The sequence below is a fragment of the Arthrobacter sp. 05N429 genome, from assembly GCF_056397045.1.
In genome coordinates, this window is the sequence record NZ_JBFTMQ010000001.1 from 777,911 (window position 1) to 804,460 (window position 26,550).

Sequence of the window (26,550 nt, forward strand, 5' to 3'; positions counted from 1 at the left end):
GTGCTTGGGCAGCGGCGTGTGACACATTTGACATGAGTCGGACAACACAATGTGATGGCCGGGCCCGTGGCTAAGCCCTATCCTCGAATAATCATGACTTCAGCATCGAGCATGGATCCGGCAGCGAGAGCTGTTGCGGACTCCCCAGCGAGCAGTACCGGCAGCAGCCAGTCCGTCAGCCAGGCCGACAGCGGGATGGGTTCGCGTCCCATCGGTGTGTTTGATTCCGGCGTCGGCGGACTCACCGTGGCCCGGTCCATCATCGACCAGCTGCCCAACGAATCCATCTTGTACGTCGGCGACACCGCCCACGGCCCGTACGGTCCGCTCCCCATCGCCGAGGTCCGGGCCAACGCCCTGGGGGTGATGGACGAGCTGGTGGATTCCGGCGTGAAGCTGCTGACCATCGCGTGCAACTCCGCCTCGGCCGCCGTGCTGCGGGACGCCCGCGAACGTTACACGGCCCGGTACGGGATTCCCGTCATCGAAGTGATCCAGCCGGCCGTGCGCCGCGCCGTCGCCGCTACCCGCACCGGCCGGGTCGGCGTGATCGGCACCTCGGCCACCGTCGGCTCCCGCGCCTACGAGGACACCTTCGCCGCCGCCCCGGACCTGCACATCACCTCCGCGGCCTGCCCCGCGTTCGTGCCCTACGTCGAAGCCGGCATCACCACGGGCCCGGAGCTGCTCGCCGTCGCCCGCGAGTACCTGGAACCGCTCAAGGCCGCCGGCGTGGACACAGTGGTGCTGGGCTGCACCCACTATCCGCTGCTGACCGGCGTCATCTCCTACGTGATGGGGGAGGACGTCACGCTCGTCTCCAGCGCCGAGGAGACGGCGAAGGATGTCTACCGCGCCCTGGCTTCCCGCGGGCTGGAGCGCACCGACGCCACGGCGCCCGAACACAACTTCATCGCCACGGGAGACGCCTCGCAGTTCGAGCACCTCGCCCGGCGCTTCCTCGGCCCCGAGGTCCTCAGCGTCCGCCACGTCGACCATGTCGCGGCCCAGTACCCCACGGGCAGCCTGGCCAGGATCACGCCGGAAATGATTGCCGCAGCGCAGGCCGGCGCGGCCCGTCCCCGGATCTCCAACTTCGTGGGCGGATCCGCGGGCGGGGGAACACTGCTGTGAAGCTGACCATCGTGGGCTGTACCGGATCTTTTCCGGGTCCGGGCTCGCCGGCGTCGTGCTACCTGCTGACCGCCAACGACGGCGAGCGGAACTGGAAGATTGTGCTGGACCTCGGCAGCGGGGCGCTCGGCGCCATCCAGCGCTACACCGATCTCGAGGACATTGACGCCATCTTCCTCACCCACCTGCACCCGGACCACTGCATGGACCTGTGCGGACTCCACGTAGCCGTTCGCTGGAAGCCGGGCGGCTGGGGCCGCGGCAGGATTCCCGTGTGGGGGCCCGCCGCCACCGCCGACCGGATGGCCACGGCTTACGGCCTGGAACTGGACCCCGGAATGCACGAGGAATTCGACTTCAGCAACTGGTCCGAGCGCAAGCCGGTGACCATGGGCCCCTTCACGGTCACCCCGTACGCCGTCAACCACCCGGTCGAAGAGGCCTACGCGCTCCGCGTGGAGGTCACCGAACCGGACAAGGACGGCAACCCCGTCACCCGGGTGCTCAGCTATTCGGGGGACACCGACTCCTGCAGCGGCCTCGAGGACGCGGCCCGCGACGCCGACCTGTTCCTCTGCGAGGCAGCCTTCGAGGAAGGCCGCGACGACGGCATCAAGGACGTGCACCTGACCGGCAAGCGGGCCGGGGAAGCCGCCGTGGCCGCCGGCGCCCGGCGGCTGCTGCTGACCCACATACCCGTCTGGACGTCACCGACAACCGTCATGGCGGAAGCCAAGGGTGTCTTCGGCCAGCATGTGGCAGTGGCCGTGGCGGGCGTGCACTACACCATCTGAACGGAACGGGCACCGCGCGCCGGTACCTGCCAGGGTCGATAAGCTAAGGGCATGACTTCCGAAGCCCTTACTGCCCCCATCATCCGCGCCGACGGCCGCACTCCCGATCAGCTCCGGCCGATCAGCATCACCCGCGGCTGGTCCAAGCAGGCCGAGGGATCGGCCCTGATCGAGTTCGGCAACACCCGGGTATTGTGCACGGCCTCCCTCACCGAGGGTGTGCCCCGCTGGCTCAAGGGCGAAGGACGCGGCTGGGTCACGGCCGAGTACGCCATGCTGCCGCGGGCCACCAACACCCGCTCCGACCGCGAGTCCGTCAAGGGCAAAATCGGCGGCCGCACCCACGAGATCTCACGGCTGATCGGCCGTTCGCTGCGTTCCATCATCGACACCAAGGCCCTGGGCGAGATCACCATCGTGCTGGACTGTGATGTCCTGCAGGCCGACGGCGGAACCCGCACCGCCGCCATCACTGGCGCCTACGTGGCCCTGGCCGAGGCCATCCGCTTTGCCCGCGAGAACAAGATGATCGCCCGCAACGCCCAGCCCCTGACCGACACGATCGCCGCCGTCTCCGTCGGCATCATCGACGGCGTCCCCATGCTGGACCTGCCGTACGTCGAAGATGTCCGCGCCGAGACCGACATGAACGTCGTTGTCACCGGATCCGGCAAGTTCGTTGAGGTCCAGGGCACCGCCGAAGGCGCCCCCTTCGACCGGGACGAGCTCAACAAACTCCTCGACCTCGCCCTGATGGGCACCGAGCAGCTCGCCGCGATCCAGCGCGAAACCCTGGCGGAAGCCCCGTGATAGAGGGCCGGGCAGGTCACGGCGCTGTACAGCCGGGTCCCCGTCCGGTGCTGGTGCTCGCCACCCACAACAAGGGCAAGCTCCGGGAGCTCCGCGAACTGCTGCGCGGGCAGGTGCCCGGCCTCGACGTCGACACCCAGGTGGTGGACGCGGGGGCCGTCGGTGCCCCCGACGTCGCCGAGACCGGCGTGACCTTTGCCGAGAACTCGCTGCTCAAGGCCCGCGCGGTGGCGCAGGCAACCGGGCTCGTGGCCATCGCCGACGACTCCGGGCTCGCCGTCGATGTGCTCGGCGGGGCACCCGGGATCTTCTCGGCCCGCTGGGCCGGCCGGCACGGGGACGACGCCGCCAACCTGCAGCTGCTGCTGGACCAGCTGGCCGACGTGCCGGATGAGTTCCGGGGCGCCGCGTTTGTCTGCGCCGCGGCGCTGGCCGTTCCCTCTTCCGGCGCAGGTGCGACTCCGGAGGAGGGCCGGGAGGTCGTGGAATACGGGCAGCTGGAGGGTACGCTGCTGCGCGCACCGCGCGGGACCGGGGGCTTCGGCTACGACCCGGTGCTTCAGCCCAGCGGGCTGGACCGCAGCTGCGCCGAGCTCAGCCCCGAGGAGAAGAACGCCATCAGCCACCGCGGGCACGCCTTCCGGGCGCTCCTCCCGGCGATCATCGAGGCCTTGTCCGGAAGGTAGCCGGCGGCCGCACTGACACTTAACCAGGGAAGGCGCCCCACATCGTGGGGCGCCTTCCTTTGGCTTGTCCGTCCGGGCTGCTGTCCGTACTGCCGTCCGGAACGGGAGCTACGGCGTCTTGCGTTCCTCTTCGGGCTCGTGCTCCTCGACGAACTCCTCGAAGACGTCGGTGCCGTACTTTTCGGCCTGGCGCTTGGCGATGAAGCCGCGGGCGACCTCAATGCCGATCGGGATCACCGAAACCAGGACGATGACGATGAAGATAATGTCCAGGTTTTCGCGGACCCACGGAAACGTGTCGCCCAGCAGGTAGCCCAGCAGGGTCACGCCGCCGCCCCACAGCACGGCGCCGATGACGTTGAACAGGAAGAATTTGCGCTTGTCCATCTGGGCGACGCCCACAATCACCGGGACAAAGGTCCGGATGATCGGCACGAAACGGGCCAGGATGAGGGCCTTGCCGCCGTGCTTCTCGAAGAAGGCGTGGGCGCTTTCGACGTTTTCGCGCTTGAAGAGCTTGGAATTGGGCTTGTTGAAGATGGCCGGGCCGGCCTTGGACCCGATCAGGTAGCCGACCTGGTTCCCGATGATCGCCGCAACGATGATCAGCGCAATGAATGCCCAGATGTTGACCTTGATGGTCCCGGTGGCAACCAGCAGCCCGGCCGTGAACAGCATCGAGTCGCCCGGCAGGAAGAAACCGACCAGCAGGCCGGTTTCCGCGAAGATGATGCCGCAGACCAGCAGCACCACCCACGGTGCGAGCGCGGGGTCGGCCAGGAAGACCTGGGGGTTCAGCCAGTCAGGCAGGAAGGAGGCCAGCCGCGGCTGGACCGGTCCTGCGCCGCCGATCGTGGACACGGCAAAGTCATTCAAAGCTAGAAGGTTCACTTGTTAAGGGTACTTGACGGCCGGCGCCGGCCGTCCTGCCCGGTTCCACGGCTCGCGACAGGCCGCGGCCCGGTGCGGGCCGGTCCGGATTCGGGCGGTAAAGTTTGGGGCGTGGGTTTGGACTTTACGGCGATCGACTTTGAGACGGCGAACGGCTTCCGGGGTTCACCCTGCGCTGTTGGCCTCAGCAAAGTCCGCGGCGGAGTCGTCGTCGAGGAGGCGTCCTGGCTGATGCGCCCGCCGGAAAACCATGACCGCTTCGACCACCACAACGTCCGGATCCACGGCATCCGGCCCGAACAGGTGGCCGGTCTGCCCCGCTTCGGCGAGCTGTTCCCGGAGATCGGCGCCTTCATCGGCGCCTTCATCGGCGGCGACGTCCTGGCCGCCCACAACGCCGCCTTCGATCTCGGGGTAATCCGCTCCGGCCTCGAGGTCTCCGGCCTCGCCGGCCCGGCCTACGACTACGTCTGCACCGTGATGCTGGCACGCCGCTGCTATTCACTGGTGTCCAATTCCCTGCCGTATGCGGCCGAGGAAGCCGGTGTCCCGCTGGTCAACCACCACGATGCCGCCGAGGACGCGCGGGCCTGCGCCGGGATCCTGATCGACATTGCCGCGCGCAACGGCGCCGGCAGCATCGCCGAGCTCTACCTGTCCCTGGGCCTGACGGTGTCCCGCCAGCCGGCGTTCGACCCGCGGCATGACCCGCTCTCCAAGGCCAGCCAGTCAGCGCTGGAGGCACTCGCCGGCGGAGCGGGCGCGGCCGCCCCGGTCCGGGACTACCGGCCGGGCTGGCCCGAGGAGGGCGCCAACCCGCTGCCCAACGCCTTCGCCGATCCCGGACACCCCCTGTTCGGCCAGACTGTCGTGTTCACCGGTGAACTCGCCATACCCCGGCCCGAGGCCAAGATCCGCTCCGCCGAGTTCGGCGCCAGTCCGGAAAGCCGGGTCACGGCCCGCACCACGGTCCTGGTGGTGGGCGACGGCTTCGTGGCCGCCGACCTGCGCTCCGGCCGCCTCACCGGCAAGGCCCGGCGCGTGCTGGAGCTGCACGAGCGGGGCCGGCGGATCGAGGTCCTGTCCGAAGGCGAATTCCTGCAGATGGTGGGCGGCCACGTCGCTTCCGCCGCGATCGCCTGACCATCCCGCCGCAGCACGTCGGGCGCCGGGCACGCCAAGGGTCATACGGCGCAACAAACATTCCGCCCGGGCGGGCCCGCTCCTAGCCTTGGACGATGAGCAAACCCACCTCGGCACCTTCCGGGAGTCCGGCACCCGCAACCGCCAGGAAGAGCGGAATCGACTGGCGGGCGGCCTTCGCGTTTCCGAACCCGGTCAATGAGTATGCCGCCCGCATCACGGCCGGACTCGTGGTGGTCCTGTCCGTGGTGACGCTGCTGACCGGCTTCGGCTGGGGCCTCGGCGTCATTGCCGCCGGATTCTGGCTGCGCGTCCTGTTCGGCCCGCGGATCTCGCCGCTCGCCCAGCTGTCCGTCAGGGTCCTGACGCCGCGGCTGGGGAAATCCCGGCTCGTCCCGGGCCCGCCGAAGCGGTTCGCGCAGGGCATCGGCGCTGCGATGTCCACCGCCGCCGCCGTCCTGCTGGCCGTGGGGCTGGCGCCGGCCGCCTGGATCCTGCTCGCGGTCCTCATTGTTGCCGCGTCCCTCGAAGCGTTCGCCGGCTTCTGCCTGGGCTGCGCCATCTTCGGTTTCCTCCAGCGCCGCGGCCTGATCCCCGAGGACGTGTGCGAGGCCTGCAACAACATCACCCTCCGCAGCGCCTAGGCGCCGGCGAGGCTGCAGCAGCCGCGGGCACAGGCTCAGGCGCCGGTGACTGCCGCCAGCTGTGAGGCCAGGCCCCGGATCAGTTCCGGGGCCTCAAGAACGTCCAGCCACTCCGCCGGCAGGCACTCCTCACCGTAGAAGGTGCCCAGGATGTTGCCGGCAATCGATGCCGTGGAGTCACTGTCCCCGCTGTGGTTCACGGCGACGGCGATGGCCGCACGGAAGTGGGCCTCCGGGTGCCCGGCATCCGCCGCAGGATCCGGTGCCGTAGCCAGCACCGCGTAGAGCGCGACAGCGAGTGCCTCCTCTGCCACCCATCCCTCGCCGAGTTCCCGGACCAGTTCCTCGGGGTCCAGCCGTGCGCCGGCGGCGCCCAGCCGGAGGGCTGTCTCGAGCCGGGCGACAAGATCGGCGTCGGGCTCTTCACCCTTGCGCTGGTGCCCCGCGCCGAGTTCCCCGAGCGCGAATTCCGCAGCTTCGCGCAGTCCGCGGCCGGCGGCCAGGGCGTGGATGAGGAGGCTGAAGACGCCGGAGCTCTGCCGCGCCGCGGGATGCCCGTGGGTGAGCGAGGCCGCATCGGCGCTGAGCTTGTAGACGGCTTCGGCCGGGATATAGGGGACCAGGCCGAAGGGGGCAGAACGCATGACGGTGCCGCAGCCCTTGGAGTCCGGATTGACCGGGCGGTAGAACGTTCCCATCTCTCCGGTGGCCAGTCCGCTCAGGCAGGCGTTTCCCGGAGCGCGGCGGTGCTTCAGGACGCCGTGGGAATCGATCCAGCGGGCCGGCTGGAATGGCGCCGCGTCCGGGACCGGCACACCCTGGGTGGCGAGCCAGCGCAGATAGGCGAGCCACAGGCACGCGTTGGTGTCCGCGGCCACGCCCGAGTTGGCCCACTCGAGCGCCTCGAGCAGCCCGTCAACGGTGTAGAGCGTGAGTTGCGTGTCGTCGGAGAAGTGGCTGCCGCCGTCGAGCGCTGAAAAGTCCAGCAGCCCGTCCGGGCCGTACGTCGAACGGATCGTGGAGATGTCGTCGAATTCGACGGCGTACCCCAGCGAATCACCGAGGGCGCCGCCCAGCAGGCACCCGTGGATCCGGGATTCGCGGGACGGGGCAGACGGCAGCGCGGGGGTGATGACGGGCTCATTGCTCATGACTTAGAATTTTACCCCGGCCCCCCGTCGGAGCCGGTGCCACAAGTCAACAGCGGACAGCAGGCGACCAATGCGCGAACCAGCATGGCGGAAGACCGGATCCACCCCCGACTACCGGTTCTCGCTCGCCAACGAAACGACGTTCCTGGCCTGGATCCGGACATCGCTGGCCCTGATTGTGGGGGCCCTGGGCATCGACCAGCTGTTCCCGGAGATCGCCCCCGCCCCGCTGCGGATCGCCATGTGCGTTGCCCTGGCGTTCATCGGTGCCGTCCTCGCCGTCCTGGCCTACCGCCGCTGGGGGCAGATGGAAGAAGCCATGCGCAACAACCGGGAGCTGCCGTTTTCCGGCGTGATGCTCGTGATGACGGTAGGGGTGGCGGCGGCGGCGTTCATCCTGGCCGTGCTGCTCCTGGTGGCGCGGTGAGCTCCGCGGCCGTGCGGGATCCCGGGCTGCAGCCGGAACGGACCGAGCTGTCCTGGGGCCGGACACTGCTGGCCATCCTCGCCGCGGACCTGCTGATTTGGCGCAGCTGGGCGGTCGCGGCGTCGCAGCCCGTCCCCGCCCCGGACCCAGCCCCCAACTACATCAGGTGGGCAGGGACCGCAACCACTGACTTTCTCGGGGTCTGTGCCCTGGCAGCGATGGTCGCCACCGTGGTGCTGTGCCTCTGCGTGCTGGCCCGGGTGCGGCAGCTCCGGCACTCCTCCCACGCCCCGCCGGCTTCCCTGATACGCTGGGCCGCCGCCAGCGTCATCGTGCTGGGCGCCAGCGCCGTCGCCGCGATTGCGCTCGGCCGCTAAGCCGGGGTCCAGCGAACGTCCAGACTCCGCTGGCAGACTGCTCGCTGACCCCAAACAAAGGAACTCCTGAAATGACTACGCCCGCGACAGCCCAAGTGCCTGCCGCCACTGATGATTCACCGCGTCCCGGGCTGCCGGGCCGGCTGTCCGCCGAGGCCCTCGGGACGTTCTTCGTGGTGGTCGCCGGCCTGGGCGTTCCGTTGTTCACGATTCCGCAGTCGAACCCGCTCTCCGCCTCCCTCGCCGCAGGGCTGGCGGTCACTGCCGCGATGCTGGCGTTCGGGTACATCTCCGGCGGCCACTTCAATCCCGCGGTGACGGCGGGACACGCCATTGCGGGCCGGATCCGGCTTGCTGACGCCGGAGCGTACGTGGGCGCGCAGCTGGTGGGCGCGCTGCTGGGCGCCGTGGCGCTCTTCGGAATCCTGCGCACTGTCCCCAACATCGCCGACACCAGGGCGGCCTTTGACACGGTTTCCGCCGGGTTCGGCGAAAATTCCGTCATCCAGGTGCCCCTGGCCGGCGTGCTGCTCCTTGAAGTGCTGGGCGCAGCCCTGCTGGTGGCCGTATTCCTGAGCGCCACCTCGGCCCGGAACCCGTCACGGCTGGCGGCGCCCTTCGCCGTCGGCCTGACCATGGCCGTCCTGCTGCAGTTCGGCCAGGCGCCCGGCAACATCCCCTTCAATCCGGCGCGCGCCACGGCGTCCGCACTGTTCAGCAGCCCGGACGTGCTCGGGCAGCTGTGGCTCTTCTGGCTGGCCCCGCTGGTGGGCGCGGCGCTCGCCGGGCTGGTGTACCGAGGCTTTGCGCACGTCGCCCCGGCCCCGGCAGTGCCGGCCGCTGCGGCGGGAGAAGAAGAGGAGGCCGAAGACGAAGCCTTGTTGGCCGGGCCCGGCGAAGAGCCGGAGTCCGACGCCGGAACGCCGACCGCAGCGACGCCGGCACCTGACGAACGCAAGACGGGCGACGACGACGCCCGCGACTTCTTCGACAAGCGCGGGCAGTAACCCGCACCCGGCGTCGAGTCCGCACATCCAGCGCGGGGTCACTTCCGGCCCATCCCGAACGACGGGACTTCTGGATGGGCTCGGAATGACCCCGCGTTTGCCGTTCCGGAGCGGTGGCGCAATCCTGTCGGTGGCAGCCGATACCGTAGGAGCATGCGGTTATTGCACACCTCGGACTGGCATTTGGGCCGGTCGTTCCACGGCGTCGGGATGCTCGACGCCCAGCGCGCCTTCATCGACCAGCTCGTCTCTTTCGTGCGGGACGAGGCAGTCGACGTCGTCCTGATCGCCGGCGACGTCTACGACCGCGCCCTGCCGGGTGTCGACGTCGTCCGGCTGCTGGACGACGCGCTGGTGGGCCTGACCGGCGCCGGCGCCCAGGTGGTGCTGACCAGCGGCAACCACGACTCGGCCATCCGGCTCGGCTTCGCCTCCCGGCTGCTGGAGCGCGGGGGAGTGCACCTGCGCACGCGGCTCTCCGAGCTGGACCAGCCCGTGCTGCTCCCGCTCGACGCCGCCCGCCCGGACGCCGGGCCGGTGCTCGCCATCTATGGCATTCCCTGGCTGGAACCACGGCTCGTAGCCGAGCAGCTGGGGGTCGAAACCGCCAGCCACTTTGAGGTAACACGGGCGGCCACCGCGCGGATCCGGGAGGACCTGAGCCTCCGTTCCGCATCCCGGACCGTCCATTCCGTGGTCCTTGCCCACACCTTTGCCAGCGGCGGGATCAGCTCGGACAGCGAACGGGACCTCAGCATCGGCGGCGTCGGCGCTGTCCCGCTGGATCTCTTCGACGGCTTTGGCTACACGGCACTGGGCCACCTGCACGGCCGGCAGGAGCTCTCGCCGTCCGTCCGCTACTCCGGTTCGCCGCTCGCGTACTCGTTCTCCGAAGCGCAGCACAAAAAGGGCAGCTGGCTAGTGGACGTTGACGCTGACGGCGTCGGCGCTGCCCGTGAAGTACTGTGGGAAGCGCCCCGGACCCTGGCCGTGCTGCGCGGCAAACTCGAGGAGCTGCTCTCCGCCGAGGACCACTCCTGGGCTGAACCCGCCTATTGCCAGATCACCCTGACCGACGCCCAGCGCCCCGCACAGGCCATGGAACGGCTGCGCTCGCGGTTCCCCGACACCCTGGTGCTGGGTTTCGATCCGGAAGGTGCCGGCACCGCCCCGAAGACCAGCTACAGCAGCCGGCTCGCCGAGGCCGAGGATGACCTTTCCATCTGCTGCGGTTTCCTGGAGCACGTCCGCGGCCGGGCAGCAGACGACCGCGAGGCAGCTGTCCTTGCCGAAGCCCTGGAAGCCGTGCGGCTGGAAGGAGTCTCACTGTGAGGATCCATCGCCTCGAGATCTCCGCCTTCGGGCCCTTCGCCGCCACCGAACACATCGATTTCGACCGCCTGAGCGCCCACGGGCTGTTCCTGCTCAACGGTCCCACGGGCGCCGGCAAAACCAGTGTCCTGGATGCCATCTGCTTCGCGCTTTACGGGTCGGTGCCCGGGGCGCGGCAGGACGGAAAGCGGCTGCGCAGTGACCATGCCGAGGCTGCCGCCGAGCCGCGGGTCACCTGCGAGTTCTCGGCGCGCGGGCGGCATTTCGAAGTCTCCCGCTCGCCCGCATGGGACAAGCCCAGCGCCCGGGGGAAGAACGGCTTCACTGTGCAGCAGGCCAACACCCTGCTGCGGGAACGCGTCGACGGCGAATGGATCGAGAAGTCCGGCCGCAACGACGAGGCCGGCGCCGAGATCACTGATGTCCTCGGGATGAACCGGGAGCAATTCACCCGCGTCGTTATGCTGCCGCAGGGCGATTTCGCCGCCTTCCTGCGTGCCAAAGCCAGCGACCGCCTCGACCTGCTGCAGAGCCTCTTCGGTACCCAGCGTTTCGAGGCCGTGGAACAGGAACTTGGCCGGAAGGCGCAGGCTGCCCGCACCGAGGTCGCCAGCCTCAACGGCCAGCTTGAGCTCCTGCTCGCCCAGGCGGAAGCCGAAACGGCCGCGCTGGAGTTCGACCCGGCGGATGCCCCGGACCAGACTGACCCTGACTCCTTCCTGGCCTGGCTGGAGACCAATGCCGCCACGGCTGCGGAGCAGCGCCGTGCGGCAGCGCTCGACGCCGATGGCCTGCGGGCCGACCGATTGTCCGCCAGGGACGCCGCAGCAGCGCGCGCCGCCCGCCAGGCCAAGCTGGCCGGGGCCGAACTTCGGCGCTCCGAGGCTGAGGCTGCCGCCCCCGCCATTGCCGCCAAGAGCGCACAGCTGGGCCTGCACCGAAAGGCGGAAGTCCTCGGCGGGCAACTGCAGGCCATGGACAGCGCCGGGACGGCGGAGGACCTGGCGGCGGCCGCCATGGCCGCTGCCGCTGAAAATGTGCGCACCGCGGCTCTCACCGATCCCGAACTTGCCGCTCTGCGGAACACGGCCGCGGGCGGCAGGCCGGACCTGCGGTTCGCTGACTCCCCGGGCGGCGCCGGTGTTGCGGACAGCCCCGCCCTGGATGGTGAAGCCTTGCGGTCCGCGCTGGCAGGACTTCGTTCACTGCGCGCGGTGCTGGCGGAACGGCTGCCTGATGAGGCCAGGCTCGCCGGCCTCCGGAGCCGCAGCACCCAGCTTCGCCTGGGCCTGGTGCAGCTGGAAGACGGGCGGACATCCGGGGCTGCGGCCCTGGCCGCCCTGCGCAATGAATCCGATGCACTGCTCGCCGCACTGCGTCCGCTCGAGGAACTCGCCGCGGAAGTCCAGCTGCGGACGAAGGAGGCTGCCGCGGCCGAGGAACTGCTGGTCCTGGTACGGCGCTACGCTACTGCCGAGAAGGCCCGTGCAGCCGTTGCGGAAGACCATGCCGGCGCCAGGGCAGAGTACCAGGACCGGCGCCAGCGCTGGCTCGATCTCCGCGAGGAACGGCTGGCCAACGCCTCGGCCGAGCTCGCTTCCCAGCTGCGGGCCGGCCTCCCGTGCCCGGTCTGCGGCAGCCCCGAGCATCCGACCCCCGCCCCGGCCGCAGCGTCCGCCCTGGACGTGGCCGAGGCCGAGCAGTCCGCGCAGCACGCGTGCGAGGCCGCGGAGGCCGCCCTCGCGGCGCTCGAACGTGAACTCTCCGAGGCTCAGCAGGAGGTCGCCGTGCTGGCGGCGCAGGGTGGGGACACCGCGCCCGAGGACGCCGGCCTGGAAGCGGCCCTGGCAGGGGAACGCGCCGCGGAAGCACACCGTGCAGCGGCAGAACTCGCCGTCAACCGGGCGCGGTATTCCGAACTGGACGAGGAGATCGCCGACGCCGAATCGGCCCAGTCGGCCACGGCATCCAGCATCGCCCAGACCGAGTCCACGCTCGCTGCAGTCCAGGAGCAGGCCGATTCGCTCGAACTGGCCCTCGACAACCTTCGGGCCGGCCACCCCGTCCTGGCGGACCGCATCACCGCCTTGGACGGCAGCGCAGCCGTACTGGAACGCGCCGACGCGGCACGGACCCGGCTGGAACAGGCCGTAGCCCGCTCGGCGGAGGCCCGGCAGCAACTGGAGCTGGCGCTTCCAGGCGCCGGTTTCGACTCCGCGGAGGCGGCGCGGGCCGTCCTGCTCCCGGCACCCGACTCCGCAACACTGGAAGCCGCCGTCCGCGACGGACAGGACGAAGCGGCCCGGATCGAGGAACTCTTCGCCAGCGAGGAACTCGTCCTGGCGCTGCACGAGCTGGCGACGGAAGGCCCCGTCGCGGGGGAGCTGGTGGAACAGCTCCGTGCAGACGCAGCAGCGGCTGAACGCACAGCACGGGACGCCGAACTCGCGGCCGGCCTCGCGGAAAAATCAGCGCGGACCCTGGGCACGATCGCCGCGAACTATGCGCAGCTCGCGGCGGACGGACGGGAGCCGCGCGAACGGGCGCAGCTGCTGGCCGCCGTCGCCGACGCTGCCCGAGGCGGGGGAGACAACAACTACCGGATGAGCCTGAACAGCTATGTGCTCGCAGCCCGGCTCGAACAGGTGGCTGTCGCGGCCTCGGAACGGCTGATCGGCATGAGCGATGGCCGCTACACGCTGCAGCACACCGACGCCAAAGCGGTCCGCGGGCAGAAGTCCGGCCTCGGCCTGGAAGTGGTGGACCAGTGGACCGGTCAGCGGCGCGACACTGCCACCCTGTCCGGCGGTGAGTCCTTCATGGCCTCGCTGGCCCTGGCCCTCGGGCTGGCGGACGTGGTGCAGCAGGAATCCGGCGGCGTAGACATCGAGACGCTGTTTGTGGATGAGGGCTTCGGCAGCCTCGACGAACAGGCCCTCGAACAGGTCATGGATGCCCTCGAGGGGCTCCGGGACGGCGGGCGTGTGGTCGGTCTGGTGAGCCACGTGGGGGAAATGAAACAGCGCATCAGCACCCAGCTGCAGGTGGTCAAGGGACGTAACGGGTCGGTGCTGCACATCTCCGACGATGCCCAGGGCTGACACGCGTCCGCAGGCCCGGACGCCCTCCGATTCCGGGCAAGCAGGGGTGCCGGGCCTGCAGAGTTCCGGGCTGCACTTGCGGCCGGAGTTGCAGCTATAATTGGAGCGTTACCGGGTCGCGCGCATCGGGAGGAGGGACGATGCGCACCATTGAACGAACCCGGAATCATGACTCTCTCAACGACTTCCCAGGCGCCCGTTTCTTCCGCGCCGGATTTTCCTGACACCGCTGCCCGTGGGCCGGTCTCCCCGCCGGAACCCGCCGCCGCAACACAGCCGGCACTGCGCACTGGCGGGCGTTTCTCCCGCTTGCCGCTGCTCGCCGGCAAAACCTTCATTCCAATCGGGCTGTTCGCCCGGCTCCCGCTCGCCATGCTCACGGTCGGAGCGCTGACCCTGGCCACCGCCGTCACCGGCTCCTACGCCGTCGGCGGGGTGGTGGCCGGAGCTGTTGGCATCGGCTCCGCGCTCGGCGCCCCGGTTTTCGGCGCGCTGGCGGACCGGCTGGGCCAACGCCCGGTGCTGCTGGTCGCCGCTGTCTTCAACACTGTGGCCGTCATCGCCCTGATCCTCGCCGCCTACCTGGTCCCCGGCGGAGATGAGCTGGCCGCCGCCGCCCCGGTCCTGGCCGCCGCCTTCGTGGCCGGTGCGAGCTGCCCGCAGGTCGGCTCCCTGGCCCGGGTCCGCTGGATGGCACTGACCTCCCGCGGCGGACGCGACGCCAACACGGCAGACCTCGACACGGCGCTGTCCTACGAAAGCACCGCCGACGAGCTGACCTTTGTCCTGGGACCGGCCCTGGTGGGTATCCTCGCGAGCCTCATCGCACCGTGGCTGCCGCTCGCCCTCGCAGCGGCCCTCACCATCACGCTCGTTCCGGCCTTCGCGGTGCACTCCACGCACCACGCGGTGGTCCGGACACCGGCTCGGACAGTCGCCGGCGCAGCGCACCAGAAAAAGCTTCGGGCAAACCTCACGGCCGGGCAGCGGGCAGGTGCCTTCGCCGCCGTCGGGCTCCCGGTGCTGGCCATGGTCTGCATGGGCACATTCTTCGGCTCCACGCAGACGGCGCTGAGTTCCTTCTCCGCCAGCTTTGCCACGTCCGAGCTGGCGGGCCTGCTCTATGCCGTGATGGGACTGAGCTCCGCGGCGGCGGCCTTGTCTGTGGCGTACTGGCCCCGGCGGTTCACGGTGAACGCCCGCTGGGTGGCCTGCGCGGCGCTCATGGCGGGCCTCGCACTGCTGCTGTTGCTGCCCTCGACGGCGCTTCCCATGATCCTCGTGCTCCTGGTCCTGGGCCTTCCGGTGGGCCCGCTGATGGTTACGGTGTTCGCGATCGGCGGACAGGTGGCCCCCGCGGGCAAACTCGGCACGGTCATGACGGCGCTGGCCAGCGGCATCGTCGCCGGCACCGCGATCGGCTCGTCCATCGCGGGGCAGCTGGCGCAGCACCAGGGTTACTCCACGGCCTTCCTGGTGCCGGTGTGCGCCGCCGCGGCGCTGTTCCTGCTTGGTGCGGCAGCCGCCGTCGTCCTCCGGCGGAAGAAGGCCCCCGCCCCCACCAGTTGACGCTGGCGGCCGGGTGGGCCACAGCATGCGGGGCCTCCGCCCAACCTGTTGGGGCACCGCACCCGGGGCCCATTGACGGCGGTGGGGCTTCGGAGGACATTGAGGAATCCGGGACGTACGGGAACGGTCGCCACGAGGTATTCCGTCGGAGGACGGCCTGGCGTGCCGCTCAATGGGCACGTGTTCCAGGGAGGTCGGCATGCCCAAAAAGCCCGGACAAATCGCGGCGGTTGCTGCATTGTTCCTCCTGGCCGGCGCCATGCCGGCCGGAGCATCCACGGAACCGCATGGCACGCCGGACAACGGGCCCATAGCCTTCGGCCGGGCCAATCCCCAGCTGGGAGGCAATGCAAAGAGCCTGTGGGTGGCGCGCGCCGATGGCTCGCATCAGCAGCAGCTCACCCGGGACGAGACGGGCTTCTCGGACTGGTCCCCGGACGGACGCCGGATCGCGTTCGACTTCGTCAGTGACACCGGGGTCCACATTGCCACCATGTCGCCCAACGGCAAGGGGCGCCGCTCCCTAACGTCCGCTCCGGGGGTTCAGGAAGGTCCCAAGTGGTCGCCGGACGGGCGCCTGATCACCTACGACGCATTTGCGGCTGGCCAGGATCCGTTCGCTGTTTCCATCTGGGTCATGCGTTCGGACGGTACCGACCCGCATGAACTCACGCAGGGCTTCATAGATGTGGAACCTGTCTTCTCGCCGGACGGAACAAGGATTGCGTTCGGCCGCATCACAGGAGACAGCCCGGAGGGTCAGCTGGAGGCCGTCTATGTTGTAAACGTGGACGGCACCGGGCTCCATCAGATCCTGGCTCCGCGGGCCGGCCTGGAGCATCCCGACTGGTCGCCGGACGGACGCGTCATCTCCTTCAATATTGCTCCGGAAAGCGGTTCGGCGCCGGACTCCGGAGCGATCATGGCCGTCCGCCCCGACGGGACCGGGCTAAAGGTCATCCGACCGCCGACTGACCGATTGCGGTTCTTCAAGCCCGTCTGGTCTCCCGACGGGCGCCAGCTGCTGACCGGCTGTTTTGATACGAAAGCAGGGAAAGACCGCATCTGCACGATCTCCGAGCAGGGCAAGGGAAAGATCCGCGTTGTCATAGCCGGCGACGCCGACGTCAACCTGCCGTCATGGGGTGCGCGGCGGAGCGACTGAGGCCCGGACTCACGGACATTCGGGCTTGCCGGTCTTAGCCCAGCTGGCTCTCGATGCGCTCGGCGCCCGCCGCCAGGGCCGCGGCGACCTCGTCCGGATCCTGGGCGGCGCGGATGTAGACGACGGCGAGAGCGGCCGGCCGTCCGCCCGGAACCCGGATGGGCACGGCCAGCGAAGAGACGCCGGAGATGACCTCGTCATGGCTTGCTGCATAACCCCTGCGGCGGGCCTCGGCCGCCTCGGCCCGGTAGGGGATGCCGGGTGCGGCCGCGGTCCATTCCTGTTCCGACATGGCCGACTGGATCGCGATGCCGGGGGCGCCGGCGCTGATCGGATGCCGGGAGCCGGGATGCTGGACCACCGTGGCCCCGGTATGCCGCGGATCCACAGTGACCAGGGTGACGCACTCCTCGTGGTCCCAGACGGCAACGAAGGCGCTCATCGTCAGCGCGTTGGCGAGCTGGGTGAGTTCAGGCAGGGCCGCCGTCTGCAGGTTCCGGGAAACTCCGCGGGCCAGGACGGCAAGGCCAGGTCCGGGCTGGACCCGGCCGCCGTCGTCGCGCACCAGCAGGGAGTGGTCCTCCAGCGTGCGGAGGATCCGGTAGGCGACGGAGCGGTGAACGCCCATCGCGTCGGCGAGTTCGGCGATGGTGAGCGGGTTCGGGGCGTCGGCCAGGATCTCCAGGGCGCGGATGCCGCGCGACAGCGTCTGGGACGGGGAGGCCTGCGTGCTGCCGGCGGTCGGGGTCATTGGTCCATCCTAAGTGCGGGCGGTGACGAATCCGGGATGCACCGGGCGGCCCTTGTGCTCCGACTCACGGTGCGCTAGCGTTCTATATAGGAACTATATGTTCGATTATAGAACACGCACAAGAACAAGTCCCAGAACAAGTCCCAGAACATTTGCCTTTGCAGTTCATATGAAAAAGCCATCACCAGACGCAGGGATCAACGATGATTGCCAAGCCCCGCACGGAGCCTGTCCGGGTTGTTCCGGGCCGCACTGCCGCTGCGCGTGCCCATCGCTTCCGCGGCAGCCTGGGGCGGTTCGCCACCGGCGTCGCGATCGTGACCTTTGACGGCGCCTCCAAGCGCCACGGCATCACCGTTAATTCCTTCACATCGGTGTCCATGGATCCGCCCCTAGTGCTCGTGAGCATCGCCCGCACCGCAAAGGCGCATGACGAGCTCGCCGGCCGGCCCTTCACCGTCAACATCCTGGGCGCCGAGCAACGGCAGCTTGCGCTGCACTTCGCCGGCCGCCCCGGACCCGAGCCGCTCTGGGTCGAGGGCGAAACCGCGCCGCGGCTCTCCCAGGTGCTCGCCTATTTCGAATGCAAGCCTTGGGCGGCATACGACGGCGGCGACCACACGCTCTACGTCGGCGAGGTGACCGACTTCAACTACCGCAACGGTGATGCGCTGGCGTTCGCCAACAGCGCGTTCACCACCATTCCGGAAAGCCAGCTGGGCATGGAGGACCTGCTCTGACCCGCCGCAACACAAGGCGCCAATCCTGACGGCTCAGTTCAACGACGACTGGAGAAACAACCATGGGTATCCGTACCGGACAGCAGTACCTGGACAAGCTCAACGACATGACGCCCCATGTGGTGATCGACGGCGAGGTTGTCAGCGAGAAGATCGCAGAGCACCCCGCGTTCCGCAACGTGGCGCGGTCCTACGCCAAACTCTTCGACATGCAACATGACCCGCGGCACCAGGACGCGCTGACCTACACCTCGCCCACCACCGGAGACCTGGTGAATGCCTCCTTCCTGGTGCCGAAGACCGTCGAAGACCTTGAGCGCCGGCGCCGTGCCATCTCCACGTGGGCCGAGTCCTCCAACGGCTTCCTGGGCCGCTCCGGCGACTATATGAACTCCTCGCTCACCGCCCTCAGCACCGCCGGGAAGTGGTTTTCCCAGGCCGACCCCAAGTTCGGCGAGAACATCCGCAACTACTACGAGTGGGCCCGGGAAAACGACATCCTGGCCACGCACACGCTGATCCCGCCGCAGGTCAACCGGTCCGTTTCCGGCTCCGAACAACTCGGCGGCCAGCTGTCCGCCCGGATTGTGGAGGAGCGCGAGGGCGGCATCGTCATTACCGGTGCCCGCATGCTCGCCACCATCGCCCCGATCGCGGACGAACTCCTGGTCTTCCCCTCCACTGTGCTCCGCGGCACGCCCGAGGATGCCCCCTACTCGTACGCCTTCGCCATCCCCAATGACACTCCGGGCCTCCGCTACCTGTGCCGCACCTCGCTGTACAACGGGGGCAGCACCCACGACGAGCCGCTGGCCTCCCGCTACGAGGAAATGGACGCCGTCGCGGTCTTTGACAATGTTTTTGTGCCCAACGAACGCATCTTTATGCTCGGCAACCCGCAGCTGTGCAACGCCTTCTACTCCGAAACCGGCGCGGGGGCCCTGATGACGCACCAGGTGGTCACCCGGACCATTGCCAAGAGCGAGTTCTTCCTGGGCCTGGCCTCCGAACTCGCCGATTCGATCGGCATCGACGGTTTCCAGCACATCCAGGAGGACATCGCCGAACTGATCGTCGACGTCGAAATCGGCAAGGCGCTGGTCCGGGCCTCCGAGGCGGATGCGGAACTCAACGAGGCCGGCGTCATGCTGCCGAAGTGGTCCACGCTCAACGCCGCCCGCAACTGGTACCCCAAGGTCGCCCAGCGTTTCCCGCAGATCATCCGGAAGTTTTCCGCCTCCGGGCTGATGGCACTTCCCGGCGAAGCGGATGTCAACAGCGACGCCCGGGCCGACATCGAGATGTACCTGCAGGGCAAGTCGCTGACCGGCCCTGAGCGTGTCCGGCTGTTCAAGCTGGCCTTCGACGCCTCGGTCTCCGGCTTCTCCGGGAGGCAGTCGCTGTACGAGTACTTCTTCTTCGGCGATCCGGTCCGGATGGCCGGGGCAATGGTGAACAGCTACGACCGCGGGCCCGTCCGGGCCCGTGTGCGGGAGTTCCTGAACCGCACCGACTGACCACCGCAGGAGTTCGCCGTCCATTTATGGCGCGGCGAAGCTTTTTCCCAATGATGTGTGCCCTATCACACATTTCATAGTATGATTCTGAATACTAACTGACCGTTCGATCAGTAAATCCAGAGGCATTCAGTTATTCACTTCGCAACCATCCCCGGGCAGGATTTCTGCCCCCAGCAACGGAGTTTCAATGACCGCAACTTCAAGTGTCGATTCTGAGGCGGGCCCCAGCAGCAAGCATGAGGAACGTAAGGTCCTCGCGGGCACGCTGGTCGGTACCACCATCGAGTGGTACGACTTCTTCATCTTCGCCCAGCTGACGGCAACGCTGCTGTCGCCGCTGTTCCTGGCTCCCCTGAACGCCTCCAACCCGGGCCTGGCGCAGATCCTGTCCTTTGCCCTTATCGGCATCAGCTTCCTGTTCCGCCCGCTCGGCGCCGTCGTCGCCGGCCACCTGGGTGACCGGCTCGGCCGCAAGGCCATGCTGGTCTTCACCCTCATCATGATGGGTGCCGCCACGGCGCTGATCGGTATGCTGCCGACCTACGCCCAGATCGGTTTCTGGGCTCCGGTCCTGCTGATCCTGCTCCGTGTCATCCAGGGCTTCTCTGCCGGCGGTGAATGGGGCGGCGCTGCCCTGATGGCAGTGGAGCACGCTCCCAAGAGCAAGCGCGGACTGTTCGGCGCGTACCCGCAGATCGGCGTTCCGGTCGGCATGATCCTCGCCACCGGCCTGCTGTACTTCCTCAACACGTCCATGTCCAAGGAAGACTTCGCGGCCTGGGGCTGGCGTGTGCCGTTCCTGCTCTCCATCGTGCTGATCGTCGTCGGCTACCTGATCCGCCGGGCGGTTGCCGAGAGCCCCGTCTTCAAGGAGATGCAGGAGCGCAAGGAAGAGAGCAAGGCTCCGCTCGGAGAGCTCTTCCGCAAGCACAAGAAGGCCGTCCTCTACTCGACGATGATCTTCATCGGCAACAACGCTGCCGGCTACCTGCTGATCGCGTTCTTCATCTCCTACGCCACCAAGTCCCTGAAGATGCCGACCGCGCAGATCCTGCTGGCCACCACGCTGGCGTCCTTCGGCTGGCTGATCTTCACCCTGGTCGGCGGCTGGCTGTCCGACAAGATCGGCCGCGTCAAGACCTTCCTGATCGGCTATGGCATCGTCTTCGCCTGGATGATTCCGATGTTCGCGCTGATCGACACCAAGAACATCGTCCTCTACGGCGTCGCGCTGTTCGTCCTGACCATCGGCCTGGGCCTGTCCTACGGCCCGATGTCCGCGATGTACGCGGAGATGTTCCCTGCGAACGTGCGCTACTCGGGCATCTCGATCGGCTACGCCTTCGGTGCCATCCTGGGCGGCGCGTTTGCTGCCATGATCGCTGAGGCACTGCTGCAGGGCACCGGCTGGACCGGTTCCATCGGTATCTACATCATGATCCTCTGCGTCATTTCTGCGGTCGGCGTCCTGCTGGCCGGGGAGACCAGGGGCCGCGCCCTCGGCGTCAGCCACCACGCGCCGGCCGCCACGGCCAAGCACTAGTCACCAAGCAAGCAGGAGGGCACGGACCGCGAGGTCCGTGCCCTCCTGTCGTTAAAGCAACGCGGACCGGGCACCCAGCAGCCGGACGACGTCGTCGTCCCGCACCTGCCGGAAGGCGCGGTAGTAGCTGCCCACGGCGCGGAACTGGCCCGGGATGAACAGGCTGAACACTGCGTCCGCGAGCTGCTGCAGTGACGACTGAGCCTCCAGCGACGCGACGGGAACCCCGACGATGACGGTTGCCGCACCGGCCGCCCGGACGGCCTCGACGGCGGCCCGCATCGTCGCCCCGGTGGCCAGCCCGTCATCCGCCACAATCACGGTTTTGCCGGTCAGGGGAAGCCTCGGACCAGGATACGCCGCGGCGCGGCGCCCCAGTTCTGCCCGCTCGGCGCTTTCCACGGCGTCCAGCGCCGACTGGCGGACCCCGATGTCCAGGAGCCGGGCCACCAGCGGACGGTTCAGTACCCGCACCACCCCGCCGCCGGCCGAGGCCAGGGCGCCGAACGCCGTCTCGTCGAGGCCGGGAACCCCCAGTTTGCGGACCGGCAGCACGTCCCAGGGCAGCCGGAGCGATGCGGCGGCCGCGGCCGCCACTGGAACCCCGCCGCACGCGAGGCCCAGCACCACTGTGTCCGGGCGTCCGCGGAACTGGGGGAGGGCAGCGGCCAGGAGCCTGCCGGCCTGCTCGCGGTCTGTGAAGCGCATGCCCATGGCGTCCCTCTCCCGGTTTCCGCCCACTCTGCTGCGGCCAGCCTACGTCCGCCGGGGAAAGGGCGCGAGGAAATGGCCGGCCCGAGCCCCCGGAAACCAACGCGGGGTCACTTGACGTCCGTCCGAGTCGATCGGATGGGCTTTAAGTGACCCCGCGTTGCAGGTGAACGGCTGGGAGGCTACACGCCCAGGAAGCTGACGGCCCCCTGCTTGAACGCCCGGCTGGTGATGGCGTTGGTGTGGTTGCGGCCCGGCAGGACAAGCTGCTCCACCATGGCCCCGGCTTTGGCGCCCAGCGCCGCAAGCTCCGGCATGGACACGGCCCGTTCGTCCTTCTCGCCGGCCACCAGCAGCATGGGCATGTGCGGCACAGCCTCGGCGGGATCGAACGGCTCGCTCTTGACCGCCTCCACGAGGGACAGCAGCGAGAAGATGTTGTTGCTGGGCAGCATCTGGGCCATCTTCAGCAGTCCGGCAGTGGACGCGTCGGAAATCGGGGTGCCGTCGGCGAGGTAGCGCTGCGCGGCAACGAGGTCGAAGTCGGCCAGCGGATCGGCGACGTTCGGCCCGCCCAGAACCAGCCGGTGCACCAGCTCGTGCTGGGTGGCGCCGAACTCCCAGGCGAGCCGGGAGCCGAGCGAGTAGCCGATCAGGTCGAGTCCGCTGGACGGGTCGCCGTCGCGCAGGGGGCGGACTCCCGAGTCGAACGCGATCTGCAGCAGGTCCGCGCGGATCCTGCTGGGGGCGTACGAGTCCATGTCTTCGGGGGCGCCGCTGCGGCCGTGGCCGGGCAGGTCCACCGTGATGACACGGCGGCCGGCTTCAAGCAGGGCGGTGATCCAGCCGCTGTCTTCCCAGTTGAGCTTGGACGAGGAGGAGAAGCCGTGCAGCAGCAGCACCGGGCGCAGTCCGGCGTCGGAAGCGGGCTCGTAAACACCCACATACAGTTGGGGGTCGGTGCCCTCGACGGTGTGCGAATGCTGTTCGCCGGTGTGTCTGCCGCTCATGGTGTCAGTCCTCATCAAGTACGGCGCTCAGGCGGACCCGGCGCTTTGGTGCCTCTTCCTTCGGGACCGTGCCCACGATGCCGGCGGTGTTGTCCGGCACCTCAAACACAATCAGGGGCTCGCCGACATTGATCTTGTCACCGGGCCCGCCGTGGATACGCACAACCTTACCTGCCTGCGGGCTGGGCAATTCAACGGCCGATTTGGTGGTTTCCACCTCGACGAGGGGTTGATTGCGCTCCACCTGGTCGCCGGGGGCGACCAGCCATTCCAGCACGGTGGCCTCGATCAGGCCTTCGCCGAGGTCCGGGAGGGGGAAGGAAATTTCAGCCACGTTTGTACTCCAATACTCGCTGGATCCCGAAGAGGATCCGGTCAATGTTCGGGATGTATTCGTCTTCCAGGTCCCCCGAGGGGTACGGGACGTCGAAGCCGGTGACGCGCTCCACGGGGGCCTTGAGCGTGTCGAAGCAGGACTGTGTGATCAGCTGTGCCACCTCGGCGCCCAGGCCGGACGTCAGCGGGGCCTCATGGACGACGACGGCGCGGCGCGTCTTGCGCACGGAGGCGGCCAGCGCCTCGGCGTCGATCGGCTTGAGCCAGCGCAGGTCCAGGACCTCGATGTCGATCCCGTCCTCGGCGGCGAGTTCAGCGACCTGGAGGCAACGCGCCACCATGGCACCCCACGCGACGAGTGTGAGGTGGCGGCCTTCGCGCATGACCTTCGCGCCGGTGGGGGAGCCGCCGTCTGCGGGGTTGACTTCGCCTTTCTGCCAGTATCGTGACTTCGGCTCCATGAAGATCACCGGGTCCGGCCGCGTGGCGGCGTACTTGAGCAGGTGGTACGCCTCGTGCGGGTTCGACGGCGACACCACCTTGAGCCCGGGTACGTGCGCGAAGAGGGCCTCGAGGCTCTCGCCATGGTGTTCGGGAGCGCGGATGCCGCCGAAGCTGGGAACGCGCAGGGTGATGGGCATCGGCATGGTGCCGCGGCTGCGGTAGTTCATCCGGGCAATCTGGCAGACGATCTGGTTGATGGCCGGGTACGCGAAGCCGTCGAACTGGACCTCCGGGATGGGGTGGAAACCGGCCATCGCCAGGCCCACGGACATGCCGAGGATGCCGGACTCCGCCAGCGGGGTGTCAAAGACGCGCTGCTCGCCGTGCTTGGCCTGCAGCCCGTCGGTGATGCGGAAGACGCCGCCGAGCCGCCCGCAGTCCTCGCCGAAGATGACGGCCTTTGGGTTCTCGGCGAGCACCTCGTCGAGGGCCCGGTTGAGGGCCTGCTGCATGGACATTACTGTGGTGGTCGCGGCGGCAATGTTGTCCGGAGTGCCCCCGGCAATGGCGGGGTCCATGGCGCTTTCGCCTGCGGCGTTTCTGCCTTCGAGAATCGAGTTAGACATGTTCGGACTCCTCGCGCCAGTTGGCGGCCTGGGCCTGCAGTGCAGGGGTGGTTTCCTGGAAGACCAGGTCAAACATTTCGGTGCCGGGGCGTGATCCGAGGGACTGGATGCCGGTGCGGATCTGTTCCTCCTCTGCCTTGGCCGCTGCGAGGGCCTGGGCGAAGAATGCCTCGTCGGCGATGCCGTCGGCGAGCAGCCGCTGCCGGAAACGTTCCAGCGGGTCGGTGCCGGCGCCGTCGCGCTCCTCGTCGAGCGAGCGGTAGCGGCCAGGATCATCGGAGGTCGAGTGCGGGCCGCGGCGGTAGGTCATCGCCTCGATGAGCACGGGGCCGTTGCCGGCCCGGGCGTGCGCAAAGGCGCGCCGGGTGGCCTCGACGACGGCGACGACGTCATCGCCGTCGATCTGCAGGGCCGGCATGCCGTAACCGGCGGCGCGGGCAGCGACGGAGCCGCCGGCCACCTGGCGTTCGGTGGGGACCGAGATGGCCCAGCCGTTGTTCTGGACGAAGAAAACCACGGGGGCCTTCATCACCGCGGCGAAGTTCAGGGCCTCGTGGACGTCGCCCTGCGAGGATGCGCCGTCGCCGAAGTACGTCATCGCGACACCGTTGTTGCCGTCCAGCGTCTGGCCGTGGGCCCAGCCGACGGCGTGCAGCACCGAGCCGGCCACGACGGCCTGGATCGGGGCGAGCCGGGATTCCAGCGGGTTGTAGAGGCCGCCGTGCCAGGTGGCCTTGTGGGTGGACATGTACGCCACCATGTCCACGCCCATGGTGCGGGCGACGCCCATCTCGCGGTAGGTGGGAAAGACGAAGTCCCGGGTGGTGTCAACGGCGTAGCCGCTGCCCACCTGGGCCGCCTCCTGGCCGAGCTCGGGCGCGTAGCCGGGGATGATGCCCTGACGCTGCCAGGCGATGGCCGAGGTATCGAGGTGGCGGACGGCCACCATCAGCGAATAGAGCTCGCGGAGCTGGGCGGGAGTGAGCGGTTCGGCGGCGACGCCGGAAGCCACGGGAAGTGTATCCATGGCTGTGACCCTAGTCACCTGCTCGGCGGTAGGCAAACAGCTGTTAAATCACTGACCAGACTGCACAAGAGTGCCAGTCCGACGGGCGTCTGGCTTTGCAATCTGTGCAGTCTGGTCAGGTAGTGCGGCCGGGCTGGTTACTTCCCGGCGTCGGCGGTTTCGGCCTGCTCGGCCGGGGCCACGCTGCGGTTGCGGGTGATCCGGGCGCCGATCCAGCACGCCGCGGCGATGCCGGCGACCAGGGCGATGGTGCTGAAAAGCTGCTTGCTGCTGTCCGGGCTGCTGAAGCCGACGGCGAAGATCAGGGCGAGGAGCACGAGCCCGAAGATCGTCAGCCCCGGGAAGCCCTTCATCCGCAGCGGGAGGACGGTGCCCTCCCGGTCCGCCCGGCGGCGGAGGATCAGCTGGGAGACGAGGGCGGAGCCCCAGACCATCAGGCAGGTCGAGCCGACCAGCTGGAACAGCGCCGGAAGGATCTGCTCCGGGAAAAGCAGTTCCAGCACGGCGGCAAGGAAGCCGAACGCCACGGAGACGCCGACGGCGATCACCGGCACCCGTGACTTGTTGATCTTCGACAGGAACCGGGGGGCCTCGCCGCGTTCGGACAGCGAGAAGACCATCCGGGACGCGCCGTACAGATTCGCGTTCAGGGCCGACAGGAGCGCGACGACGGCCACCAGCGTGATGGCGGCGCCGGCGCCGGGGATGCCGGCCACGTCCAGGACGCCGGCGAACGGCGACGCGAGGGCCTCGGAGGTGTACGGAAGGACGGCGGCGATGACGAACACCGAGCCGATGTAGAAGACCATGATCCGCCAGACGACGGTGCGGATCGCCTGGCCCACGCTGTGCTGGGGGTTCTCGGTCTCGGCCGCTGCCACGCTGACGATCTCGGTGCCGCCGAATGCGAAGATCACCACAAACAGCGCGGTGGCGATGCCGCCCAGCCCGGCGGGGGCGAAATCGGCGGTGAAGTTGGACAGGCCGGGGGACTCGACATCCGGGAGCAAGCCCAGCAGCAGGGCGGTGCCGATGCCCAGGAACAGCAGGATGGCAACGACTTTGAGGATGGCGAACCAGAACTCGAACTCGCCGAAGTTCTTGACCCCGGCAAGGTTGATGGCCGTGAACACGACCATAAAGATCAGGGACAGGGCCCAGACCGGGATCACAGGCCACACAGTGAACAGCAGGGCCGCGGCGCCGAGGGCCTCGGCGGCGATGACAACCACCAGCTGCAGCCACCAGAGCCAGCCCACGGTGGCACCCGCGGTCCTGCCCATGGCTTTCTCGGCGTAGACGGAAAACGCGCCGCTGTTGGGGTTGGCGGCGGCCATTTCGCCGAGGGCCCACATCACGAGGATGATCAGGGTTCCCGCGACCAGGTAGGAGATCAGGACGGCGGGTCCGGCGGCCTGGACTCCGGCCCCCGAACCCAGGAACAGGCCGGCGCCGATGGCGCTGCCGAGTCCCATCATGGTGAGTTGGCGTGGCTTCATGCTGTGGCCGAGTTTCAGGCCGGGGCGCTCCGCGGTGGACTTCATTGTCATGCTGGCGAACCTTCGTGTGGTGTGGATCTTGGAGTCCTTATGGGACCTATTGAATTTACCG

Annotated in this window: 25 protein-coding genes; 16 read left to right on the plus strand and 9 right to left on the minus strand. The window is 68.6% G+C overall.

The window, feature by feature from the left end:
* Window positions 1-93 precede the first annotated feature (93 nt).
* From murI to rdgB, 4 genes are read left to right on the plus strand one after another with little or no spacing between them, the layout of a single operon-like run.
* Window positions 94-1,134: a glutamate racemase gene (murI, locus tag AC1DF4_RS03665; RefSeq protein ID WP_476911568.1), complete on the plus strand. Its 1,041-nt coding sequence runs from the start codon at window positions 94-96 to the stop codon at window positions 1,132-1,134.
* Window positions 1,131-1,928, plus strand: a complete 798-nt coding sequence (locus AC1DF4_RS03670) for an MBL fold metallo-hydrolase (protein WP_476911569.1) — start codon at window positions 1,131-1,133, stop codon at window positions 1,926-1,928. Before murI ends, AC1DF4_RS03670 begins: the two co-directional genes overlap by 4 nt.
* Before the next feature lie 51 nt (window positions 1,929-1,979).
* Window positions 1,980-2,738, plus strand: coding sequence for a ribonuclease PH (rph, locus tag AC1DF4_RS03675; protein WP_275959828.1), 759 nt, complete (start codon window positions 1,980-1,982; stop codon window positions 2,736-2,738).
* Window positions 2,735-3,424 (plus strand): RdgB/HAM1 family non-canonical purine NTP pyrophosphatase, encoded by a 690-nt coding sequence (gene rdgB, locus AC1DF4_RS03680; RefSeq protein WP_476911570.1) that lies wholly within the window; start codon window positions 2,735-2,737, stop codon window positions 3,422-3,424. Before rph ends, rdgB begins: the two co-directional genes overlap by 4 nt.
* A gap of 108 nt (window positions 3,425-3,532) precedes the next feature.
* Here the strand turns inward: rdgB and AC1DF4_RS03685 are convergent, their stop codons facing one another.
* The gene (locus AC1DF4_RS03685; protein WP_476911634.1) at window positions 3,533-4,300 is read right to left on the minus strand and encodes a VTT domain-containing protein; all 768 of its coding nucleotides are present in this window, start codon (window positions 4,298-4,300) and stop codon (window positions 3,533-3,535) included.
* 126 nt (window positions 4,301-4,426) lie between these two features.
* Here AC1DF4_RS03685 and AC1DF4_RS03690 point away from each other — a divergent pair, with 126 nt between their 5' ends.
* Together AC1DF4_RS03690 and AC1DF4_RS03695 are read left to right on the plus strand one after the other, a co-directional pair.
* On the plus strand, window positions 4,427-5,458 hold the full coding sequence (locus AC1DF4_RS03690; RefSeq protein ID WP_476911571.1) for a 3'-5' exonuclease: 1,032 nt from the start codon (window positions 4,427-4,429) through the stop codon (window positions 5,456-5,458).
* A 95-nt stretch (window positions 5,459-5,553) separates the two neighbouring features.
* Entirely contained in the window at window positions 5,554-6,102 is a 549-nt protein-coding gene (locus AC1DF4_RS03695; RefSeq protein WP_476911572.1) for a DUF4395 domain-containing protein, read from the plus strand.
* A gap of 35 nt (window positions 6,103-6,137) precedes the next feature.
* Here AC1DF4_RS03695 and AC1DF4_RS03700 read toward each other — a convergent pair whose 3' ends face one another.
* The gene (locus AC1DF4_RS03700) at window positions 6,138-7,253 is read right to left on the minus strand and encodes an ADP-ribosylglycohydrolase family protein (protein ID WP_476911573.1); all 1,116 of its coding nucleotides are present in this window, start codon (window positions 7,251-7,253) and stop codon (window positions 6,138-6,140) included.
* A 70-nt stretch (window positions 7,254-7,323) separates the two neighbouring features.
* Between AC1DF4_RS03700 and AC1DF4_RS03705 the strand changes: the two genes are divergently transcribed.
* From AC1DF4_RS03705 to AC1DF4_RS03735, 7 genes are all read left to right on the plus strand, one after another.
* Window positions 7,324-7,680 carry a YidH family protein gene (locus tag AC1DF4_RS03705; protein ID WP_476911574.1) on the plus strand — a complete coding sequence of 119 codons (357 nt, stop codon included), beginning with the start codon at window positions 7,324-7,326 and terminating at the stop codon, window positions 7,678-7,680.
* Complete coding sequence (locus tag AC1DF4_RS03710; RefSeq protein WP_476911575.1) at window positions 7,677-8,057, plus strand: DUF202 domain-containing protein; 381 nt, start codon at window positions 7,677-7,679, stop codon at window positions 8,055-8,057. Before AC1DF4_RS03705 ends, AC1DF4_RS03710 begins: the two co-directional genes overlap by 4 nt.
* Before the next feature lie 71 nt (window positions 8,058-8,128).
* Window positions 8,129-9,064, plus strand: a complete 936-nt coding sequence (locus tag AC1DF4_RS03715; RefSeq protein ID WP_476911576.1) for an MIP/aquaporin family protein — start codon at window positions 8,129-8,131, stop codon at window positions 9,062-9,064.
* A gap of 153 nt (window positions 9,065-9,217) precedes the next feature.
* Entirely contained in the window at window positions 9,218-10,396 is a 1,179-nt protein-coding gene (locus AC1DF4_RS03720) for an exonuclease SbcCD subunit D (protein ID WP_476911577.1), read from the plus strand.
* Window positions 10,393-13,497 carry an AAA family ATPase gene (locus AC1DF4_RS03725; protein WP_476911578.1) on the plus strand — a complete coding sequence of 1,035 codons (3,105 nt, stop codon included), beginning with the start codon at window positions 10,393-10,395 and terminating at the stop codon, window positions 13,495-13,497. Before AC1DF4_RS03720 ends, AC1DF4_RS03725 begins: the two co-directional genes overlap by 4 nt.
* 168 nt (window positions 13,498-13,665) lie before the next feature.
* Window positions 13,666-15,066: an MFS transporter gene (locus AC1DF4_RS03730; protein WP_476911579.1), complete on the plus strand. Its 1,401-nt coding sequence runs from the start codon at window positions 13,666-13,668 to the stop codon at window positions 15,064-15,066.
* A 199-nt stretch (window positions 15,067-15,265) separates the two neighbouring features.
* The gene (locus AC1DF4_RS03735) at window positions 15,266-16,231 is read left to right on the plus strand and encodes a TolB family protein (RefSeq protein ID WP_476911580.1); all 966 of its coding nucleotides are present in this window, start codon (window positions 15,266-15,268) and stop codon (window positions 16,229-16,231) included.
* A gap of 34 nt (window positions 16,232-16,265) precedes the next feature.
* Here AC1DF4_RS03735 and AC1DF4_RS03740 read toward each other — a convergent pair whose 3' ends face one another.
* Window positions 16,266-16,982, minus strand: coding sequence for an IclR family transcriptional regulator (locus AC1DF4_RS03740; RefSeq protein WP_476911581.1), 717 nt, complete (start codon window positions 16,980-16,982; stop codon window positions 16,266-16,268).
* 203 nt (window positions 16,983-17,185) lie between these two features.
* Between AC1DF4_RS03740 and AC1DF4_RS03745 the strand changes: the two genes are divergently transcribed.
* The 3 genes from AC1DF4_RS03745 to AC1DF4_RS03755 all read left to right on the plus strand — a co-directional run bounded on the left by AC1DF4_RS03745 (window position 17,186) and on the right by AC1DF4_RS03755 (window position 20,785).
* Window positions 17,186-17,722 (plus strand): flavin reductase family protein, encoded by a 537-nt coding sequence (locus tag AC1DF4_RS03745; RefSeq protein WP_476911582.1) that lies wholly within the window; start codon window positions 17,186-17,188, stop codon window positions 17,720-17,722.
* A gap of 62 nt (window positions 17,723-17,784) precedes the next feature.
* Window positions 17,785-19,239 carry a 4-hydroxyphenylacetate 3-monooxygenase, oxygenase component gene (gene hpaB, locus AC1DF4_RS03750; RefSeq protein ID WP_476911583.1) on the plus strand — a complete coding sequence of 485 codons (1,455 nt, stop codon included), beginning with the start codon at window positions 17,785-17,787 and terminating at the stop codon, window positions 19,237-19,239.
* 190 nt (window positions 19,240-19,429) lie between these two features.
* Window positions 19,430-20,785 carry an MFS transporter gene (locus tag AC1DF4_RS03755; protein ID WP_476911584.1) on the plus strand — a complete coding sequence of 452 codons (1,356 nt, stop codon included), beginning with the start codon at window positions 19,430-19,432 and terminating at the stop codon, window positions 20,783-20,785.
* A gap of 51 nt (window positions 20,786-20,836) precedes the next feature.
* Here the strand turns inward: AC1DF4_RS03755 and AC1DF4_RS03760 are convergent, their stop codons facing one another.
* The 6 genes from AC1DF4_RS03760 to AC1DF4_RS03785 form a co-directional block, all read right to left on the minus strand.
* Window positions 20,837-21,499, minus strand: a complete 663-nt coding sequence (locus AC1DF4_RS03760; RefSeq protein WP_476911585.1) for a phosphoribosyltransferase — start codon at window positions 21,497-21,499, stop codon at window positions 20,837-20,839.
* A 179-nt stretch (window positions 21,500-21,678) separates the two neighbouring features.
* Window positions 21,679-22,506 carry an alpha/beta fold hydrolase gene (locus AC1DF4_RS03765; RefSeq protein ID WP_476911586.1) on the minus strand — a complete coding sequence of 276 codons (828 nt, stop codon included), beginning with the start codon at window positions 22,504-22,506 and terminating at the stop codon, window positions 21,679-21,681.
* Between the two features lie 4 nt (window positions 22,507-22,510).
* Entirely contained in the window at window positions 22,511-22,840 is a 330-nt protein-coding gene (locus AC1DF4_RS03770) for a biotin/lipoyl-containing protein (RefSeq protein ID WP_056426240.1), read from the minus strand.
* The gene (locus AC1DF4_RS03775; protein WP_476911635.1) at window positions 22,833-23,864 is read right to left on the minus strand and encodes an alpha-ketoacid dehydrogenase subunit beta; all 1,032 of its coding nucleotides are present in this window, start codon (window positions 23,862-23,864) and stop codon (window positions 22,833-22,835) included. The genes AC1DF4_RS03770 and AC1DF4_RS03775 overlap by 8 nt, the downstream gene beginning before the upstream one ends.
* 40 nt (window positions 23,865-23,904) lie before the next feature.
* Window positions 23,905-24,939, minus strand: coding sequence for a thiamine pyrophosphate-dependent enzyme (locus tag AC1DF4_RS03780; RefSeq protein WP_476911587.1), 1,035 nt, complete (start codon window positions 24,937-24,939; stop codon window positions 23,905-23,907).
* A gap of 137 nt (window positions 24,940-25,076) precedes the next feature.
* Window positions 25,077-26,489 (minus strand): amino acid permease, encoded by a 1,413-nt coding sequence (locus AC1DF4_RS03785; protein WP_476911588.1) that lies wholly within the window; start codon window positions 26,487-26,489, stop codon window positions 25,077-25,079.
* Window positions 26,490-26,550: the final 61 nt, after the last annotated feature.

What these genes read in the sequence shown, in the direction of transcription:
- AC1DF4_RS03740 (WP_476911581.1), bottom strand. Translation starts at nt 16,982, where the DNA reads ATGACCCCGACCGCCGGCAGCACGCAGGCCTCCCCGTCCCAGACGCTG.
- AC1DF4_RS03745 (WP_476911582.1), top strand. Translation starts at nt 17,186, where the DNA reads ATGATTGCCAAGCCCCGCACGGAGCCTGTCCGGGTTGTTCCGGGCCGC.
- AC1DF4_RS03760 (WP_476911585.1), bottom strand. Translation starts at nt 21,499, where the DNA reads ATGGGCATGCGCTTCACAGACCGCGAGCAGGCCGGCAGGCTCCTGGCC.
- hpaB (WP_476911583.1), top strand. Translation starts at nt 17,785, where the DNA reads ATGGGTATCCGTACCGGACAGCAGTACCTGGACAAGCTCAACGACATG.
- rph (WP_275959828.1), top strand. Translation starts at nt 1,980, where the DNA reads ATGACTTCCGAAGCCCTTACTGCCCCCATCATCCGCGCCGACGGCCGC.
- AC1DF4_RS03700 (WP_476911573.1), bottom strand. Translation starts at nt 7,253, where the DNA reads ATGAGCAATGAGCCCGTCATCACCCCCGCGCTGCCGTCTGCCCCGTCC.
- AC1DF4_RS03720 (WP_476911577.1), top strand. Translation starts at nt 9,218, where the DNA reads ATGCGGTTATTGCACACCTCGGACTGGCATTTGGGCCGGTCGTTCCAC.
- AC1DF4_RS03780 (WP_476911587.1), bottom strand. Translation starts at nt 24,939, where the DNA reads ATGGATACACTTCCCGTGGCTTCCGGCGTCGCCGCCGAACCGCTCACT.
- AC1DF4_RS03775 (WP_476911635.1), bottom strand. Translation starts at nt 23,864, where the DNA reads ATGGACCCCGCCATTGCCGGGGGCACTCCGGACAACATTGCCGCCGCG.
- AC1DF4_RS03705 (WP_476911574.1), top strand. Translation starts at nt 7,324, where the DNA reads ATGCGCGAACCAGCATGGCGGAAGACCGGATCCACCCCCGACTACCGG.
- AC1DF4_RS03765 (WP_476911586.1), bottom strand. Translation starts at nt 22,506, where the DNA reads ATGAGCGGCAGACACACCGGCGAACAGCATTCGCACACCGTCGAGGGC.
- AC1DF4_RS03715 (WP_476911576.1), top strand. Translation starts at nt 8,129, where the DNA reads ATGACTACGCCCGCGACAGCCCAAGTGCCTGCCGCCACTGATGATTCA.
- AC1DF4_RS03785 (WP_476911588.1), bottom strand. Translation starts at nt 26,489, where the DNA reads ATGACAATGAAGTCCACCGCGGAGCGCCCCGGCCTGAAACTCGGCCAC.
- AC1DF4_RS03695 (WP_476911572.1), top strand. Translation starts at nt 5,554, where the DNA reads ATGAGCAAACCCACCTCGGCACCTTCCGGGAGTCCGGCACCCGCAACC.
- AC1DF4_RS03755 (WP_476911584.1), top strand. Translation starts at nt 19,430, where the DNA reads ATGACCGCAACTTCAAGTGTCGATTCTGAGGCGGGCCCCAGCAGCAAG.
- AC1DF4_RS03730 (WP_476911579.1), top strand. Translation starts at nt 13,666, where the DNA reads ATGACTCTCTCAACGACTTCCCAGGCGCCCGTTTCTTCCGCGCCGGAT.
- murI (WP_476911568.1), top strand. Translation starts at nt 94, where the DNA reads ATGACTTCAGCATCGAGCATGGATCCGGCAGCGAGAGCTGTTGCGGAC.
- AC1DF4_RS03735 (WP_476911580.1), top strand. Translation starts at nt 15,266, where the DNA reads ATGCCCAAAAAGCCCGGACAAATCGCGGCGGTTGCTGCATTGTTCCTC.